Source organism: Streptomyces sp. NPDC057137 (genome assembly GCF_042670825.1).
Classification (GTDB): Bacteria; Actinomycetota; Actinomycetes; order Streptomycetales; family Streptomycetaceae; genus Streptomyces.
In genome coordinates, this window is sequence record NZ_JBHUUW010000023.1 from 106045 (window position 1) to 121642 (window position 15598).

At 69.9% G+C, this 15598-nt stretch carries 11 protein-coding genes; 5 read left to right on the top strand and 6 right to left on the bottom strand.

All coding sequences use genetic code 11. The features are described from left to right. Window positions 1-146 precede the first annotated feature (146 nt). A complete protein-coding gene (locus tag ACFT9I_RS20105) occupies window positions 147-2423 on the top strand; it encodes a transglycosylase domain-containing protein (protein WP_382565978.1) in 2277 nt (758 codons plus the stop codon). Between the two features lie 95 nt (window positions 2424-2518). Here ACFT9I_RS20105 and ACFT9I_RS20110 read toward each other — a convergent pair whose 3' ends face one another. The 4 genes from ACFT9I_RS20110 to ACFT9I_RS20125 all read right to left on the bottom strand — a co-directional run bounded on the left by ACFT9I_RS20110 (window position 2519) and on the right by ACFT9I_RS20125 (window position 8801). Then, entirely contained in the window at window positions 2519-3982 is a 1464-nt protein-coding gene (locus ACFT9I_RS20110) for a catalase (RefSeq protein WP_382565980.1), read from the bottom strand. A gap of 208 nt (window positions 3983-4190) precedes the next feature. Then, on the bottom strand, window positions 4191-6125 hold the full coding sequence (locus ACFT9I_RS20115; protein WP_382565981.1) for a SpoIIE family protein phosphatase: 1935 nt from the start codon (window positions 6123-6125) through the stop codon (window positions 4191-4193). A 488-nt stretch (window positions 6126-6613) separates the two neighbouring features. Continuing rightward, entirely contained in the window at window positions 6614-7288 is a 675-nt protein-coding gene (locus ACFT9I_RS20120) for a DUF402 domain-containing protein (protein WP_382565983.1), read from the bottom strand. Window positions 7289-7361: 73 nt separating this feature from the next. Further along, window positions 7362-8801, bottom strand: a complete 1440-nt coding sequence (locus ACFT9I_RS20125; protein WP_382565984.1) for a class II fumarate hydratase — start codon at window positions 8799-8801, stop codon at window positions 7362-7364. Window positions 8802-8907: 106 nt separating this feature from the next. Here ACFT9I_RS20125 and ACFT9I_RS20130 point away from each other — a divergent pair, with 106 nt between their 5' ends. After that, complete coding sequence (locus ACFT9I_RS20130; RefSeq protein WP_382565986.1) at window positions 8908-10455, top strand: ricin-type beta-trefoil lectin domain protein; 1548 nt, start codon at window positions 8908-8910, stop codon at window positions 10453-10455. A gap of 72 nt (window positions 10456-10527) precedes the next feature. Here ACFT9I_RS20130 and ACFT9I_RS20135 read toward each other — a convergent pair whose 3' ends face one another. Beyond that, window positions 10528-12210 (bottom strand): fumarate hydratase, encoded by a 1683-nt coding sequence (locus ACFT9I_RS20135; protein ID WP_382565988.1) that lies wholly within the window; start codon window positions 12208-12210, stop codon window positions 10528-10530. A gap of 265 nt (window positions 12211-12475) precedes the next feature. Here ACFT9I_RS20135 and ACFT9I_RS20140 point away from each other — a divergent pair, with 265 nt between their 5' ends. Then, a complete protein-coding gene (locus ACFT9I_RS20140) occupies window positions 12476-13144 on the top strand; it encodes a DUF1707 domain-containing protein (protein WP_382565990.1) in 669 nt (222 codons plus the stop codon). Window positions 13145-13401: 257 nt separating this feature from the next. Continuing rightward, window positions 13402-13776, top strand: a complete 375-nt coding sequence (locus ACFT9I_RS20145; protein WP_031229762.1) for a WhiB family transcriptional regulator — start codon at window positions 13402-13404, stop codon at window positions 13774-13776. A 113-nt stretch (window positions 13777-13889) separates the two neighbouring features. Here ACFT9I_RS20145 and glpX read toward each other — a convergent pair whose 3' ends face one another. Next, window positions 13890-14921, bottom strand: coding sequence for a class II fructose-bisphosphatase (gene glpX, locus ACFT9I_RS20150; protein ID WP_382565992.1), 1032 nt, complete (start codon window positions 14919-14921; stop codon window positions 13890-13892). 90 nt (window positions 14922-15011) lie between these two features. Between glpX and ACFT9I_RS20155 the strand changes: the two genes are divergently transcribed. Then, complete coding sequence (locus ACFT9I_RS20155; RefSeq protein WP_382565994.1) at window positions 15012-15572, top strand: DUF4245 domain-containing protein; 561 nt, start codon at window positions 15012-15014, stop codon at window positions 15570-15572. Window positions 15573-15598: the final 26 nt, after the last annotated feature.

Here is a 15598-nt window from a genome sequence, read left to right on the forward strand (position 1 = left end):
CTGATTGTCACGTCGGATACGACCGGATCGAGGTCCTTTGTCACAGGGGACGGTGTTAGCTTTCTGAGCTGATTCCGGCAACTGAGACAAGTGGACGAGGCCCGGCGAGGCGAGACCCGAGAACCCGAGAGCGGAGCGACTGAGCGATGGGCCGAGCGGAAGCGCGACAGGCCCGGCAGCGTGGAGCGCGCCGGGCGAAGAAGACCGGCGGCATACGTGGCTTCTTCACGCTGAAGAAGCTGCTCGGTACGTTCCTCGGGCTGTGCCTGCTCGGCATGGGCGCGTTCGTCGTGATGTATTTCCTGGTCCCGGTGCCGACGGCCAACGCGCAGGCCGAGATGCAGAGCAACGTCTACAAGTACAGCGACGGCACGGTCCTGGCGCGGACCGGCGAGATCAACCGCGAGATAGTCGGCCTGGAGAAGGTCCCGAAGGACGTCCAGCGGGCCTTCGTGGCCGCCGAGAACAAGTCCTTCTACAAGGACTCCGGCGTGGACATCAAGGGCACGACCCGCGGTCTGATGAACACCGTCTCGGGCAAGGGCAAGCAGGGTGGTTCGACCATCACCCAGCAGTACGTGAAGAACTACTACCTCGACCAGGACCAGACGGTCACCCGCAAGCTCAAGGAGCTGGTGATCTCGCTGAAGGTCGACCGGCAGATGACCAAGAGCGAGATCCTCGCCGGTTACATGAACACCAGCTACTACGGGCGGGGCGCGTACGGCATCCAGGCGGCGGCCCAGGCGTACTACGGCGTGGACGCGGCCAAGCTGAACGTCGCGCAGGGCGCGTATCTGTCCGCGCTGCTCCAGGCCCCCAACCAGTACGACTGGGCCCAGGCCACGGACACCGGCAAGAAGCTCGTCACGGAACGCTGGAACTACGTTCTCGACAACATGGTCGAGGAGAACTGGCTGGACGGCGCCGAGCGCGAGGGGCTGAAGTTCCCCGTACCGCAGAAGCCCAAGCCCGCCCCCGGCGCGGAGGGGCAGGCCGGCTATCTCGTCGAGGCGGCGAACAGTGAGCTGGAGCGGCAGGGTGTCAGCAAGGAGGAAATCGACGCCGGCGGCTGGACGGTCACGCTGAGCGTCGACAAGAAGCGGCAGAAGGAACTCGTCGGCGCGGTCGAGAAGCAGCTGGAGTCCAAGCTCGACCGCAAGAAGAACAAGGTCGACGCGACCGTGCAGGCGGGCGCCACGTCCGTGGACCCGAAGACCGGCGCGGTGGTCGCGCTCTACGGCGGGGTCGGTGCCACCGAGCACTGGATCAACAACGCCACGCGCACCGACTACCAGCCCGCGTCGACCTTCAAGCCGATCGTGCTCGTCTCGGCGCTGGAGAACGAGTCGAAGACGCAGGACGGCGACAAGATCGGGCTCAAGACGATCTACGACGGCACCAGCAAGCGCAAGGTCGTCGGCAGCGACACCCCCTTCTCGCCGCAGAACGAGGACGACGTCGACTACGGCGACATCACCGTCCAGGAGGCGGCCAACGACTCCGTCAACTCGGTCTTCGCGCAGATGGTCGTCGATGTCGGCCCGGACAAGGTCAAGAAGACCGCGCTCGATCTGGGCATGCGGGACAAGGACTTCCCCGAGCGGCCCGCGATCACGCTGGGCACGATGCAGGCCTCCACCTGGGACATGGCGGGCGTGTACGCGACGCTCGACAACCACGGTGAGAAGGTCACGCCGTCGATCCTGAAGTCCGCCGAGCACAAGGACCGTACGGTCGAACTGCCCGAGCGGATCGGCGACCAGGCGATCAGCCGCGAGTCCGCCGACACCGTCACCTCGGCCCTCACCGGTGTCGTCAAGAACGGTTCGGCGCACGAGGCGAACACCGACGCGTACGAGGCGGCGGCCAAGACCGGCACCTCGGAGAACAACAAGTCCGCCTGGTTCGCCGGTTACACGCCCGAACTCGCCACCGTCGTCGCCCTGTTCGGCGAGTCCACGGCCGAGGGCGGCGGCCAGGTCACCCTCACCGGCACGGCCAACTCCGGCCGCGCCAACGGTGGCGGCTTCCCCGCCAGGATCTGGGCCGACTACACCCTGGGCGCGCTGGGCGGCGGCTCCGACGCCTCGTTCGACCTCGAAGTCGCCGAGGACACCTACCGTCCGCCCAAGCCCTCGACGCCGCCGCCCTCCACGGAGCCGCCGGAGACCCAGGATCCGACGACGCCGCCGCCCGACGAGCCGGACCCGAGCGAATCGGAGACCGACCCGCCGGAGACCGATCCTCCGGCGACGACCGAGCCGCCCGCTCCGCCCCCGGAGCCGGGTGACGACTCCGGAGGCGGCGGTGGCGACACCGGCGGCGGCACGGACGGAGGCGCCGACACCGGCGGTACGGGCTCCGCGGGCGGCGCCGACGGTGGCGGCGGTGGCCAGCGGCCACCCGGCTTCACCGACTGAGCGACGCACGGCGCAGCGAAACGGCCGCCCGGGAGACCGGGCGGCCGTTGTCATTCCGTTCTCGTTCCGTTGTCGTTCTCGTTCGCGCTACGCGGTCAACCGCCGTTGACCTTCGCGGCGATCCGGTCGCCGACGTTCTTGTCGATGTTGCGCCAGTACTGGAGCGCCCGGTCGAGGACCGGCCGGCTCACGCCCTGGAGTAGATGACCGGAGACGTTCGACACCAGCCGGTCGCGCTGCGCGTCGTCGAGCACGTTGCGGACCTGGGTGCCCGCCTGGCCCCAGTCGTCGTCCTCGCGCCGCTTCGTGTACGCCTCGCGGACCATCTCGCCCGCCGCCGCCCAGCCCGCCGGGTCGCCGTAGCGCTCGGTGTCGGCGGCGGGGCCGCCGTAGGAGTTCGGGGCGTACGGCATCGCCGCGTTCGACGCGACGTACCGCATCGGGCCGTCCTTGGCGTACGAGTTGACCGGCGAGTGCGGCCGGTTGGGCGGCAGCTGGGCGTAGTTCGGGCCGATCCGGTACCGGTGCGTGTCCGGGTACGAGAACAGCCGGCCGAGCAGCATCTTGTCCGGCGAGGGGCCGATGCCCGGAACCATGTTCGACGGCTCGAAGGCGGCCTGCTCGATATGGATGAAGAAATTGTCCGGGTTCCTGTTCAGCGTCATCCGGCCGACGTCGATCAGCGGGTAGTCGCCGTGCGGCCACACCTTCGTCAGGTCGAACGGGTTGAAACGGTAGTCGGCCGCCTCGTCGAACGGCATGATCTGGACCTTCAGGCTCCAGGTCGGCGCGTTCCCCGACTCGATCGACTCGTACAGGTCCCGGCGGTGGTGGTCCGCGTCGGTGCCCGCCATCTCGTCGGCGTCCGCCTGGCTGAGGTAGTCGATGCCCTGGTCCGTCTTGAAGTGGTACTTCACCCAGAACCGCTCACCGGCGCCGTTCACCCACATGTAGGTGTGCGAGCCGTAGCCGTTCATATGGCGGAAGGACTTCGGGATGCCCCGGTCGCCCATCAGCCAGGTCACCTGGTGCGCGGACTCGGGCGACAGGGTCCAGAAGTCCCACTGCATGTCGTTGCTGCGCAGCCCGGTGGCCGGGTGGCGCTTCTGCGAGCGGATGAAGTCCTGGAACTTGATCGTGTCGCGTACGAAGAAGACGGGCGTGTTGTTGCCCACCAGGTCGTAATTGCCCTGCTCCGTATAGAACTTCAGGGCGAAACCGCGCGGGTCGCGCCAGGTGTCGGGGGAGCCGAACTCACCGGCGACCGTCGAGAAGCGGGCCAGCATCTCGGTGCGCTTGCCCGGCTGGAAGAGGTCGGCCTTGGTGAACTGACTGACGTCGTTGGTCACTTCGAAGACGCCGTACGCGCCCGAGCCCTTGGCGTGGACCACCCTCTCGGGGACCCGTTCGCGGTTGAACTGGGCCATCTTCTCGATGAGGTAGTGGTCCTGGAGCAGGATCGGACCGTCGGGCCCGACGGAGAGCGAGTTCTCGTCGCTCTCCACCGGGATACCGGCGTTGTTGGTCGTGTACGGGGCCTTGGGCGTCGACTCGGTCACGAGCGGCCTCCCGTCGATAGGGGGTTCCCGCGACCGGAATCACGCGCCACGGGACAACAGCGGTCGTATCGACCGCCTGCCCCAGTGAAACCCGCCGACACACCGTCGGCAACATTTGTACGGCGACCGGGACCGAGGCCGGGACCGAGGCCGGGAGCGAGCCCGGGGCCGGGCCCCGGACGCGCCCTCGACGCGCCCCGGACCCGGCCTACGGGCGGGTCGAGATCTCGAACCAGACGACCTTGCCGGTGGACAGCCGCGTCGCGCCCCACCGCCGGGCCAGCCGGTTGACCAGGAACAGTCCCCGGCCGCCCTCGTCCGTGTCGCGCGCCCGGCGCTGGCGGGGCAGCTGCGGCGAGTCGTCGCCGACCTCGCAGCGCAGGACGTCGGTCCGCAGCAGCCGCAGCGTGACGGGCCGCTCCGCGTACCGGACGGCGTTGGTCACGACCTCGCTGATCAGCAGCTCGACGGAGTCGCTCAGCTCCTCCAGGCCCCAGCGTGAGAGCGCGCGTCTGGCGAGCCGTCTGGCCCGTCCCGGCGCCGCGTCCTCCGGCTCCAGGAACCAGTAGGCGACATCGCTCGGCGCGATCCCGTCGAAGCGCGCGGCCAGCAGCGCGATGTCGTCGTCACGGTCGCCGGGGCCGAGCACGTCCAGCACGTCGTCGCAGAGCGCCTCCAAAGGAGGCGAGTGGTCGGGGCCGGTGAGCTGCGCCGTCGCGGCGAGGCGCTCCCGCAGCTGCTCGATGCCCGTCCACACGTCACGCAGCCGGGACTCCACGAGGCCGTCCGTGTAGAGGAGCAGCGTGGCACCGGCCGGCGCGTCCAGCTCGACGGCCTCGAAGTCGACCCCGCCGACGCCGATCGGGGCACCGGGCGGCACCCGCAGCACCTCGGCCCGGCCGCCCAGATGCAGCAGTATGGGCGGCGGATGGCCGGCGTTGGCGATGGTGATGCGGTGCGAGACCGGGTCGTACACCGCGTACAGGCAGGTGGCCATCCGGTCGGTACCCAGCCGCTGCGCCTGCTCGTCGAGGTGGTGCAGGACCTCCTGCGGCGGCAGATCGAGACCGGCCAGCGTCTGCGCCGTCGTCCGCAGCTGGCCCATGATCGCCGCCGATGTCATGGAGTGACCCATGACGTCACCGACGACCAGGGCGACGCGGCTGCCGGGCAGCGGGATCGCGTCGTACCAGTCACCGCCGACCCGGGCGGTCTCGGCGGCGGGCAGATAGCGGGAGGCGAGCCGGACGCCCGTGGGCTGCGGCAGCCCCTCCGGGAGCATCGTGCGCTGGAGCTCGTCCGCGATGTACGCCTCGCGGCCGTACAGCACCGCCTTGTCGATGCCGAGCGCGGTGTGCGTCGCGAGCTGCGCGGCCACCAGCAGGTCGTTGGGCTCGAACGCGGGGCGGTCGGGCCTCCTCAGGAAGACGGCGGCGCCGATGACGCGCCGCCTGCCGCGCAGCGGGGCCAGGATCGCGCGCCGGCCGCCGGGAACGGCCATCTCGCCGCCGAGCAGCTCGGGCAGCGCCGCGCGGGCGGCGGCGGAGTCGCCGAAGACCGGCCGGACGCCGCGCAGGACCTCGGAGAGCGCGCCGCCGGACGCCACCTCGCACAACTGCGCGGCGGGCATCACGTCGGTCTGCGGGTCCAGGACCGGCACCCGGCCGGCCTCGGACTCCGGCAGCTGGATACCCGTACCGGCCGTGCCCGCGCTCTCGCCGTCCTCGTCGGTGAGCCGCAGCCGGTCCGTACGGCGCAACCTCAGTACGAAGGGTGAGACCGGCCGCTCGTCGCCGACGGGCAGCGGGTCGCGGAGGTAGACGAGTATCGCGTCGGAGAAGGTCGGGACGGTAGCCCTGCACAGACCGAGCACGATCTCGTCCAGGTCGATGCCCCGTGCGATACGACGGGTGGCGGCCCCTACGAAGCGCAGCCGGTCGCCCTCGCGCCGCGCGGCGCCCACCGGGTCCTGCGGGGGCGTGGCCGACCCCACCGTGGCCTGCGCGGACGCGGGCGCGGGGACCGAGGGCACCGACGGCTGCGGTACGGCGGCAGCCGCCGCCTCCTGCCGTGGCCGGGTGCGTTCCTGGGACCGGGCAGCCACGGGCTGCCGGCCTTCATGGGAGGTGGGATGCTCCGTCACGCGTGGGATTCCGTCCGTCCGGGCCGGTGGTGCGAGACAACCGATTCGACTGGCGATGCCACCCTCGTCCAGGGTGTCCCGGGTCTGTGGCCGCAGGGGCCTTCGCAGCCGGACATCGGGACCTTGCGCCGGAAACGCCCTTCAAGGGCCCCGAGAGCGCGGATGCCACGGCGGCAGGCGTCCTGCACGGCTCCACCCCCTCGTCGATGTCCAGCGGCTGATGTACGGCTGTCCTGCGGCTGTCTGCGGCTCGTTCGTCGTGCGAATCGTTCTCGCGTGCGTCGTACGTCGTGCGGCTCGATGGTCCCTTGCTGGTCCAGCGATATGACTCTAGGTCAGCTCCGTTGCCCCGCCCGCGCGTTGGTCGGGCGCGGCCTTGCGGAGGACGATCCTACGTTTGAACCCCAGGGGCGCATCAAGGGTCTCACGACGTCGGCGAACCCGCCCCGGCGATCACCAGGTACGTCGGACCACCTGCACTCTCTGCCTCATCTGGTCCGGACCTTTGCCGGTTCGGGTGCCCGGTCCCAGCCCGCCGGCAGCTCGGGCACCGACCACCGCGGATCGGGCCGCCAGTTCTCCCAGCCGTCGGAGAACGGCGCGCCCCACGCCCTGATCATCTCGACCGCCGCCTTCCCGGCCTCCCGGACGCGCAGCGCCTGACCGGCGTCCAGCAGCCCGACCCGCTGGGCCTCGGCGAACTCGTCCTCGTCCCGCCAGAGCCAGCTGCGGTCCGGGTACACCGAGATGTCGAGGAAGTGGTCCTCGGAGTCGATGCCGCCCGCCCAGCGCAGCCGCGGCTCCTCCAAGTTGACGTACCAGCTGCGGAACTCCCAGCCCTGCTCCCAGAACAGCCAGACCGACCACGGCTCGTCGGGCCTGGCCAGCTTCAGCACGCCGGTGCCCTCCCAGTGGGCACGGGCGGTGGTGCGCGGCGCGGTGTACCGGGTGGCGAGCGGTTCGTGGTGCACGGGCGAGCCGTCGGCGAGCACCGGCTTGACGCACTCGGTACCCGGCGCCATCCATACGGCGAGCAGCTCGTCGGTGTCCTGGACGACGGTCACCGGGCGGCAGATGTGGACATGCGGCGAGCCGTTGTCCCGGTAGCGCCAGAGAATCCGCTCGCCCCGGTCCCAGTGTCGAATGCCGTCCGCACCTGTCATGCGCAGATCTTAGAGCCGGGGCCCCGCGGGCGCTGTGAGGTGCGCCCGGACGGCTCGATCTTGTCGGTCCCGATCACGGACGCGTCATCCGTAGGACGTCCAGCGCCTCGTCCAACTGCTCCACCGTCAGATCGCCGCGCTCCACGTAGCCGGACTCCAGCACCACCTCGCGGATCGTCCGCCGCTCGGCCAGCGACTTCTTGGCGACCTTCGCCGCCTCCTCGTAACCGATGTACTTGTTCAGCGGGGTGACGACGGAGGGGGACGACTCCGCGTACAGCCGGGCCCGTTCCACGTTCGCCGTGATGCCATCGACGGTGCGGTCCGCCAGCAGCCGGGACACGTTGGCGAGCAGCCGTACGGACTCCAGGAGGTTCCTGGCGATCACCGGCAGCATCACGTTCAGCTCGAAGTTCCCCGCGGCGCCGGCCGTGGCGACGGTCGCGTCGTTGCCCGTCACCTGGGCGGCGACCATGAGGACGGCCTCCGGGATCACCGGGTTGACCTTGCCCGGCATGATCGACGAGCCGGGCTGGAGATCGGGCAGATTGATCTCGGCCAGCCCGGTGCGCGGTCCCGACGCCATCCAGCGCAGGTCGTTGCAGATCTTCGTGAGCGAGACGGCGACGGTACGGAGCTGGCCCGAGGTCTCCACGAGCCCGTCGCGCGCGCCCTGCGCCTCGAAGTGGTTCCTGGCCTCGGTCAGCGGCAGCCCCGTCGTGCGGGCCACCTCCGCGATGACGGCGGCCGAGAAGCCGGGCGGGGTGTTGATGCCGGTGCCCACCGCCGTACCGCCCAGGGGCAGCTCGGCCAGTCGGGGGAGGGCCGACTCCAGCCGCTCGATCCCGTACCGGACGGCCGCGGCGTAACCGCCGAACTCCTGGCCCAGCGTGACGGGCGTGGCGTCCATCAGATGCGTACGGCCCGACTTCACGACCTCCGCGAACTCCTCGGCCTTGCGTTCCAGCGAGGCGGCGAGATGGTCGAGCGCCGGGATCAGATCGGCGGTGACGGCGGCCGTCGCGGCGATGTGGATGCTGGACGGGAACACGTCGTTGGAGCTCTGCGAGGCGTTGACGTGGTCGTTCGGGTGCACGTCGCCGCCCAGGCGCTCGGTGGCGAGGGTGGCGATGACCTCGTTGGCGTTCATGTTGGACGAGGTGCCCGAGCCGGTCTGGAAGACGTCCACCGGGAAGTGCGCGTCCCAGCGCCCCTCGGCGACCTCGGCCGCCGCGCTCCGTACCGCCTCGGCGATGTCCCGGTCCACCACGCCGAGTTCGGCGTTGACGGTCGCGGCGGCGGCCTTGATACGGGCCAGGGCCTCGATATGGGCGCGTTCGATGGGCCGGCCCGAGATGGGGAAGTTCTGTACGGCCCGTTGGGTCTGGGCGCGCCATTTGGCGTCGAGGGGGACCTGGATCTCGCCCATGGAGTCGTGCTCGGTGCGGTAACCCGCGCCAGTGGTCGCGCCGGTGGTCGGGGTGTTCCCGGGTGTGCTCGCGTCGCTCGTCATCGTGGTCGTACCTCCTGCAGAAGTTGAGCAATTGTCTTGTTCGGAGTGTTCCCAAGTCCCTTACCCGCCAGTAAAAACCCTTGGTAACACTGAGATCGGGGAGGCCATGCAACGTACGAGACCCACGCTCCGAAGTACCGTCGCCACGCTCGCCGCATTCGCGACCGTTGTCGGCGGACTCGTCGCACTTACCCCCACGGCCCAGGCGTCAGCCCCCACCGGCGCGCCCGCCTCCGTCCGCGCGTCCACCCCGCTGCCGCCCGCCCTGGAGGAGATCCGCGCGGCCGAGGCCACCCGCCTCTACGGCGCCCCCGCCGAGCGCCCCCTGGACCAGCGCAAGACCGGGCTGATCTCGCTCGGCGACAGCGAGATCTCCGGTGAGGGCGTCGGCACGTACGAGCCGGGCACGAACGGGCCCGACAACTGGTGCCACCGTTCACCCGACTCGGCGATCCACCGCACCGGGATCGCGGCCGACGTCACGTACAACGTCTCCTGCTCGGGCGCCTCGACCGTCAACGTCCGGGTCGGCGGCACCCCGCAGTTCGCCGACGAACTCGTCCAGAGCGACAGCCTCGCCATCAAGGCCCGCAACACCAGGATCAAGATGGTGCTGCTGGTGGCGGGCGCGAACGACGATCTCCAGTTCGGTCCGGTGATCACCGACTGCGTGCTCCGCTGGTTCACCCTTCAGGGGCCGTGCGTCAACAAGTACCGGTCCGGCTGGCAGGCGCGGGTCGACGGACTCGTACCCAAGATCGAGTCGACCGTGGCCGACCTGCGGGGCGTCATGCGCGGCGCGGGTTACGCCGACGGCGACTACAAGCTGGTGGTGATGGGCTACCCGGGTCCGCTCACCCCCGACTACGCCGACAACCCGAACTTCCCGGGCAAGATCCCCGGCGGCTGCACCGGCTACGACGAGGACGCCGACTGGGCCCGTAACGGCGCCGTCCCCGCCTTCCAGAGCGGTGTGCGGAAGGCCGCCACGAACTCCGGCGCGGTGTATCTCGACAACTCGCGCCTCTTCCACGGCCATGAGGTGTGTACGGACGACGACTGGGCGCGGGGGCTCTTCATCGACCTCGGGACCTTCCCGCCGAGCGAGAACTCGCTCCGGCAGTCCTTCCATCCGAACGCCGCCGGGCATGTCGCCTTTGCGTCGTGCCTGACCCAGCTGTACGACTCGGGGCTGAGCGAGGCGAGTTGCGCCGACCCCGCGAGTACGGGGCGGCCCGTTCTCCAGCCGGGCAGCTGGGACGACGCTTTTCAGCCACTGAAGAACGAGGGGACGGGCACGTGCGTCGACGTGACCGCGTCGAAGACCCGCAACGGCTCCAAGGTCACCGGCTACGGCTGCAACGACGGCCGTAACCAGGGCTGGTGGTACGACACGAGCGCGGGCGCCGGAGCCCGGTCGCTGCACAGCGAGCTGAGCCACGACCGCTGCCTGGACGTGCCGTCCGGCACGTACCGCGCGGGCACCGCGGTCACCCTGTGGGACTGCCACGGCGGCGCGAACCAGAAGTTCGTACGTGAGGCGGGCACCATCCGTCCGGCGTCGGCGGGCACGCTCTGCCTGACGCTGGCGTCGGCGCAGGACCCGCTGCGGCTGCAGAACTGCGACGGGTCGGCGAACCAGCGGTTCGTCTGATCCACAGACCCACAGGAGGCCGTCACGCGGGTGCTCCGGCCCGCGTGGCGGCCTCCGCCGGTCCTCCGTCGCTTACGCGAGGCCGGGACCCCGCACCGGAATGCTGGTGAACGTCGGCGCCGGCGCGGGCTCGGTGAAGAAGTCGTTGCCCTTGTCGTCCACGACGATGAACGCGGGGAAGTCCTCGACCTCGATCTTCCAGACCGCCTCCATGCCCAGCTCCTCGTACTCCAGGACCTCGACCTTCCTGATGCAGTCCTGCGCGAGCCGCGCCGCCGGGCCGCCGATCGAGCCGAGGTAGAAGCCGCCGTGCGAGCCGCAGGCGTCGGTCACCTGCTTCGAGCGGTTGCCCTTGGCGAGCATGACCTTCGAGCCGCCCGCCGCCTGGAACTGCTCCACGTAGCTGTCCATCCGCCCCGCCGTCGTCGGACCGAACGACCCGGAGGCGTAGCCCTCGGGCGTCTTGGCGGGCCCGGCGTAGTACACCGGGTGGTCCTTCAGGTACTGCGGCATCTCCTCGCCCGCGTCCAGCCGCTCCTTGATCTTGGCGTGCGCGATGTCGCGCGCCACGACGAGCGTGCCGGTCAGCGAGAGCCGGGTCTTGACGGGGTGCCTGGTCAGCTCGGCCAGGATGTCGTCCATGGGACGGCCGAGGTCGATCTGTACGGCGTCGCTCTCGCCGCTCCGGTCCAGATGCTCGTCCGTGGTGTCGGGCAGGAAGCGCGCCGGGTCGGTCTCCAGCTGCTCCAGGAAGACACCCTCGGCGGTGATCTTCGCGACCGCCTGGCGGTCCGCCGAGCAGGACACGGCGATGGCGACCGGCAGCGAGGCGCCGTGCCGGGGGAGCCGTACGACACGCACGTCGTGGCAGAAGTACTTGCCGCCGAACTGCGCGCCGATGCCGATCTTCTGCGTCAGCTCGAAGACCTTCTCCTCCAGCTCCTTGTCACGGAAACCGTGACCGGCGGGGGAGCCCTCGGCGGGCAGCTCGTCGAGGTAGTGCGCGGAGGCGTACTTCGCGGTTTTGAGCGCGAACTCGGCGGACGTGCCGCCGACGACGATCGCCAGGTGGTACGGGGGACAGGCGGCCGTACCGAGTGAACGGATCTTCTCCTCCAGGAACTTCATCATGGAGGTCTCGTTCAGGACGGCCTTCGTCTCCTGGTAGAGGAACGACTTGTTGGCCGAGCCGCCGCCCTTGGCCATGAAGAGGAACTTGTACGCGCCGCCGTCCGTCGCGTACAGCTCGATCTGCGCGGGCAGGTTCGAGCCGGTGTTCTTCTCCTCCCACATGGTCAGCGGGGCCATCTGCGAGTAGCGCAGGTTGAGCTTGGTGTACGCGTCGTAGATGCCGTGCGACAGGGCCGCCTCGTCGCCGCCCTCCGTAAGGACGTGCTGTCCGCGCTTGCCCATCACGATCGCCGTGCCGGTGTCCTGGCACATGGGGAGCACGCCGGCGGCGGCGATGTTGGCGTTCTTGAGGAGGTCGAGTGCCACGAACTTGTCGTTCGACGACGCGTCCGGGTCGTCGATGATCCTGCGCAGCTGGGCGAGGTGGGCCGGGCGCAGATAGTGCGAGATGTCGTGCATCGCCTCGGCGGCCAGCGTGCGCAGCGCCTCGGGGGCGACCTTGAGGAAGGTACGGCCGTCGGCCTCGAAGGTGGAGACGCCGTCGGCGGTCACCAGGCGGTACGGCGTGGTGTCCTCTCCCAGAGGGAGCAGATCGGAGTACGCAAACTCTGGCATTTCGGCCATTCCTCACTCGACAGACGGCGGCTGACCTTCGTCGGGCAGCGCACCTCTCAGCGTAAGACGTGGCGCGGGGGTGGTTCGGGTGAGGTGAGACTCAGTAGGAGGCGGACAGGAAGCGGACGGGTGGCGGGCAGGAGGCAGGCAGCGGTTCGGGAGGCGGGGATTCAGGAGGCGGCGATTCGGGAGGCGGGAATTCCGGCGTCGTGCTCCGCGAAGCCCCGCCGAGTCCCCCTAGTCGCGATCTATCGCGTTTCGCTACTCTGGTGCGGTGGACCTCGAAAAGCACTCCCAGAAGCCGGTCGCGCCGGCGGAGCCCGCCGCCGGTATCCGGGCCTCCGACGCCGACCGGGACCGGATCGCCGACATCCTCAGGGAAGCCCTGGCGCTCGGTCGCCTGGATGCCGAGGAGCACTCCGAGCGGATCGACGCCGTCTACCGCGCCAAGACCATGGGTGAACTGGAGCCGCTGGTCAAGGACTTGCCGGCGACGACCCCCGGCGGACAGCCGGCCGGGTCGCCGTACGCGTACGGCCCGGACGGCGAGACCGAGCCCGCCGAGACGATGATCGCGATCTTCAGCAGCTCGACCCGCAAGGGCCGTTGGCGGGTGGACCGCCGTACGAACGCCTTCGCACTCTTCGGCAACATCGAGATCGATCTGACCGAGGCGATCTTCGGCCAGCGGACGACCGTGATCAACGCGACCGCCATCTTCGGCTCCATCGAGGTACGGGTCCCGGAGAACATCTCCCTGCGCGGCGGCGGCACCGGCATCTTCGGCAACTTCGAGGTCACCACGTTGGAGGGCACACAGCCGGATGCCCCGGTCGTGATCGTCAACGGCTACTCGGTCTTCGCCAGCATCGAGGCCAAGCCGAAGCGCGGCAAGTTCATCGCGGACCTCAGCAGGCGGCTGCGCAAGCACCTGGGCCACTGAATCCCGCTCTCCGGGCGGCCGATCAGTTCCGTTTCGGGTTCCGATTGGGGCACGGGCGGAGCGAGTTGGGCGTGAGTTCGAGGTGAGGCCGGGGTGGCCCGGGGCCCGTGCGCGGCCGGGTGTCCGTCATCCCGTACGGCTTCCGTACGCGGTTCCGCAGGTCGCATCTCAGTGCCACTCAGTGCTTAGGCGTGCGCACAGCGGGTAGGGACTGCTGCATCGTCTCTCGCTCGCGAAGCCGTCGTCAGGAGTGGACCGTGCTGCCATTGCCGCATCAGCCCCTGCAGGTCGCCGCCGTACCAACCCAGCGGAGTCCCGCTCGGGAGGATCAGGCCGGACCCTGGCATTCAGAGGCGGTGTGCCGCCGCGACGAAGCCGGGTTGTTCTTCGCCCCGTCCAAGGAGCCGACGGCCGCGAGGCTGGCCCGCGAGGAGGCCGCCAAGCGGGTCTGCGCCCGCTGTCCGGTGCTGGTCGACTGCCGGGAACACGCGCTGCTCCAGCCCGAGCCGTACGGGGTGTGGGGCGGCCTGACCGCCGCCGAGCGCCGTGTGGTCCTCGCGCGCCGCAGACGGCGTGAGGTGGAGCTGCGCAACGCGGCGTCGGCCACGGGCCGGATCGCCGCGGCCGGCTGACCGCCCGTCCCACTCGACCGGTTGTGACCGGGGCGCCCCTGCCGCACATGAGGGGCGCCCCGGTTTCACGCGTCGCTGCTCCGCGCGGTCGTCACTGATCCGCGCACGCGTCGCTACTTCGCGCGGTCGAAGTCGATCGTGCTGTACGCGCGCAGCTTCGACAGCCGGTGCGTCGAGTCGATCTGCCGGATCGTGCCGGACTTGGAGCGCGTCACCATGGACTGGGTGGTCGCGGTCTCCGAGCGGTACCGCACCCCGCGCAGCAACTCGCCGTCCGTGATGCCCGTCGCGACGAAGAACACGTTGTCGCCGCTGACCAGGTCGTTCGTCGACAGCACCCGGTCCAGGTCGTGCCCGGCGTCGAGCGCCCGCTGCCGTTCGGCGGCGTCCTTCGGCCAGAGCTTGCCCTGGATGATGCCGCCGAGGCACTTGATCGCGCACGCCGAGATGATGCCCTCGGGGGTGCCGCCGATGCCCATCAGCAGGTCGACGCCCGTGCCCTCGCGTACGGCCATGATCGAGCCGGCCACGTCGCCGTCCGAGATGAACTTGATCCGCGCGCCCGTCTCGCGGATCTCCTTGACGATGTCGTCGTGGCGGGGGCGGTCGAGGATGACCACTGTGACGTCCTCGGGGGACGAGCGCTTGGCCTTGGCGACGCGGCGGATGTTGACCGAGACGGGGGCGTTGATGTCGACGAAGTCGGCGGCCTCGGGCCCGGTCACCAGCTTGTCCATGTAGAAGACCGCCGACGGGTCGAACATGGTCCCGCGGTCGGCCGCCGCGAGCACGGCGATGGCGTTGGGCATGCCCTTGGCGTTCAGCGTGGTGCCGTCGATCGGGTCCACGGCGATGTCGACCTCGGCGCCGGTGCCGTCGCCGACCCGCTCGCCGTTGAACAGCATCGGGGCTTCGTCCTTCTCGCCCTCGCCGATGACGACGATGCCGTTCATCGAGACGGTCGAGACCAGCGTGCGCATGGCGTTCACAGCCGCGCCGTCCGCGCCGATCTTGTCGCCGCGGCCGACCCAGCGGCCGGCCGCCATGGCGGCGGCCTCGGTGACTCGTACCAGCTCAAGGGCGAGGTTGCGGTCGGGGGCCTCGGGAGAGACCTCCAGCGGGGACGGGAGTTGATGCTCGGTCATCGGAACGCACCTTTCTGTACGGCGACGGCCGGAAATGAGGGTGCTGCGACTCTATCGGTACGTCGACAAAATGAGCAGAGGGGCCCACGTATGAGCGTGAACCCCGGATGCGACCATGGAGGGGTGGCAGGTACGCGAAGCAGACAACAGACGGTGCGGGACATGTTCCTGTCGATGGGAGTCATCGTCGCCGTTGCGGGGGTGGTCTACATCGCCAACCCGCACGACGAGGACGCGGATCCGCTCAAGGCGGTGGACTACCGGGTCGAGTTGACGACGGCGCAGCGCGCCGCGCCGTATCCGGTGGTGGCGCCCGAGGGCCTTCCGGAGACATGGAAGCCGACGTCGGTGTCGTACGCGCGGCTGGACGGTAACTCCTGGCATCTCGGTTTCCTCGACCCCGACCGTGAGTACGTGGCCGTGGAGCAGTCGACGGACCCGGCGGCGAAGTACATCGCCGAGGTCACGCACGACGCCAAGGACACCGGGAAGACCGCGCGCGTGGGCGGCGAGGCGTGGCAGCGCTGGGAGGGGCCGAAGTACGACGCACTGGTGCGCACCGCCGACGGAGCGACGACGGTCGTGACGGGTACGGCGCCGTACGAGCGGCTCGTCGAGATGGCGGAAGCGCTGGAGTCCGGCAAGTCCTGACCGGCGCGGATCGCGGATACGACGAG

Bases quoted from the DNA above. Each gene is read 5' to 3' on its own strand.
- ACFT9I_RS20105 (WP_382565978.1), top strand. From the start codon at position 147: ATGGGCCGAGCGGAAGCGCGACAGGCCCGGCAGCGTGGAGCGCGCCGG.
- ACFT9I_RS20120 (WP_382565983.1), bottom strand. From the start codon at position 7,288: ATGACAGGTGCGGACGGCATTCGACACTGGGACCGGGGCGAGCGGATT.
- ACFT9I_RS20125 (WP_382565984.1), bottom strand. From the start codon at position 8,801: ATGACGAGCGACGCGAGCACACCCGGGAACACCCCGACCACCGGCGCG.
- ACFT9I_RS20130 (WP_382565986.1), top strand. From the start codon at position 8,908: ATGCAACGTACGAGACCCACGCTCCGAAGTACCGTCGCCACGCTCGCC.
- ACFT9I_RS20135 (WP_382565988.1), bottom strand. From the start codon at position 12,210: ATGGCCGAAATGCCAGAGTTTGCGTACTCCGATCTGCTCCCTCTGGGA.
- glpX (WP_382565992.1), bottom strand. From the start codon at position 14,921: ATGACCGAGCATCAACTCCCGTCCCCGCTGGAGGTCTCTCCCGAGGCC.
- ACFT9I_RS20155 (WP_382565994.1), top strand. From the start codon at position 15,012: ATGAGCGTGAACCCCGGATGCGACCATGGAGGGGTGGCAGGTACGCGA.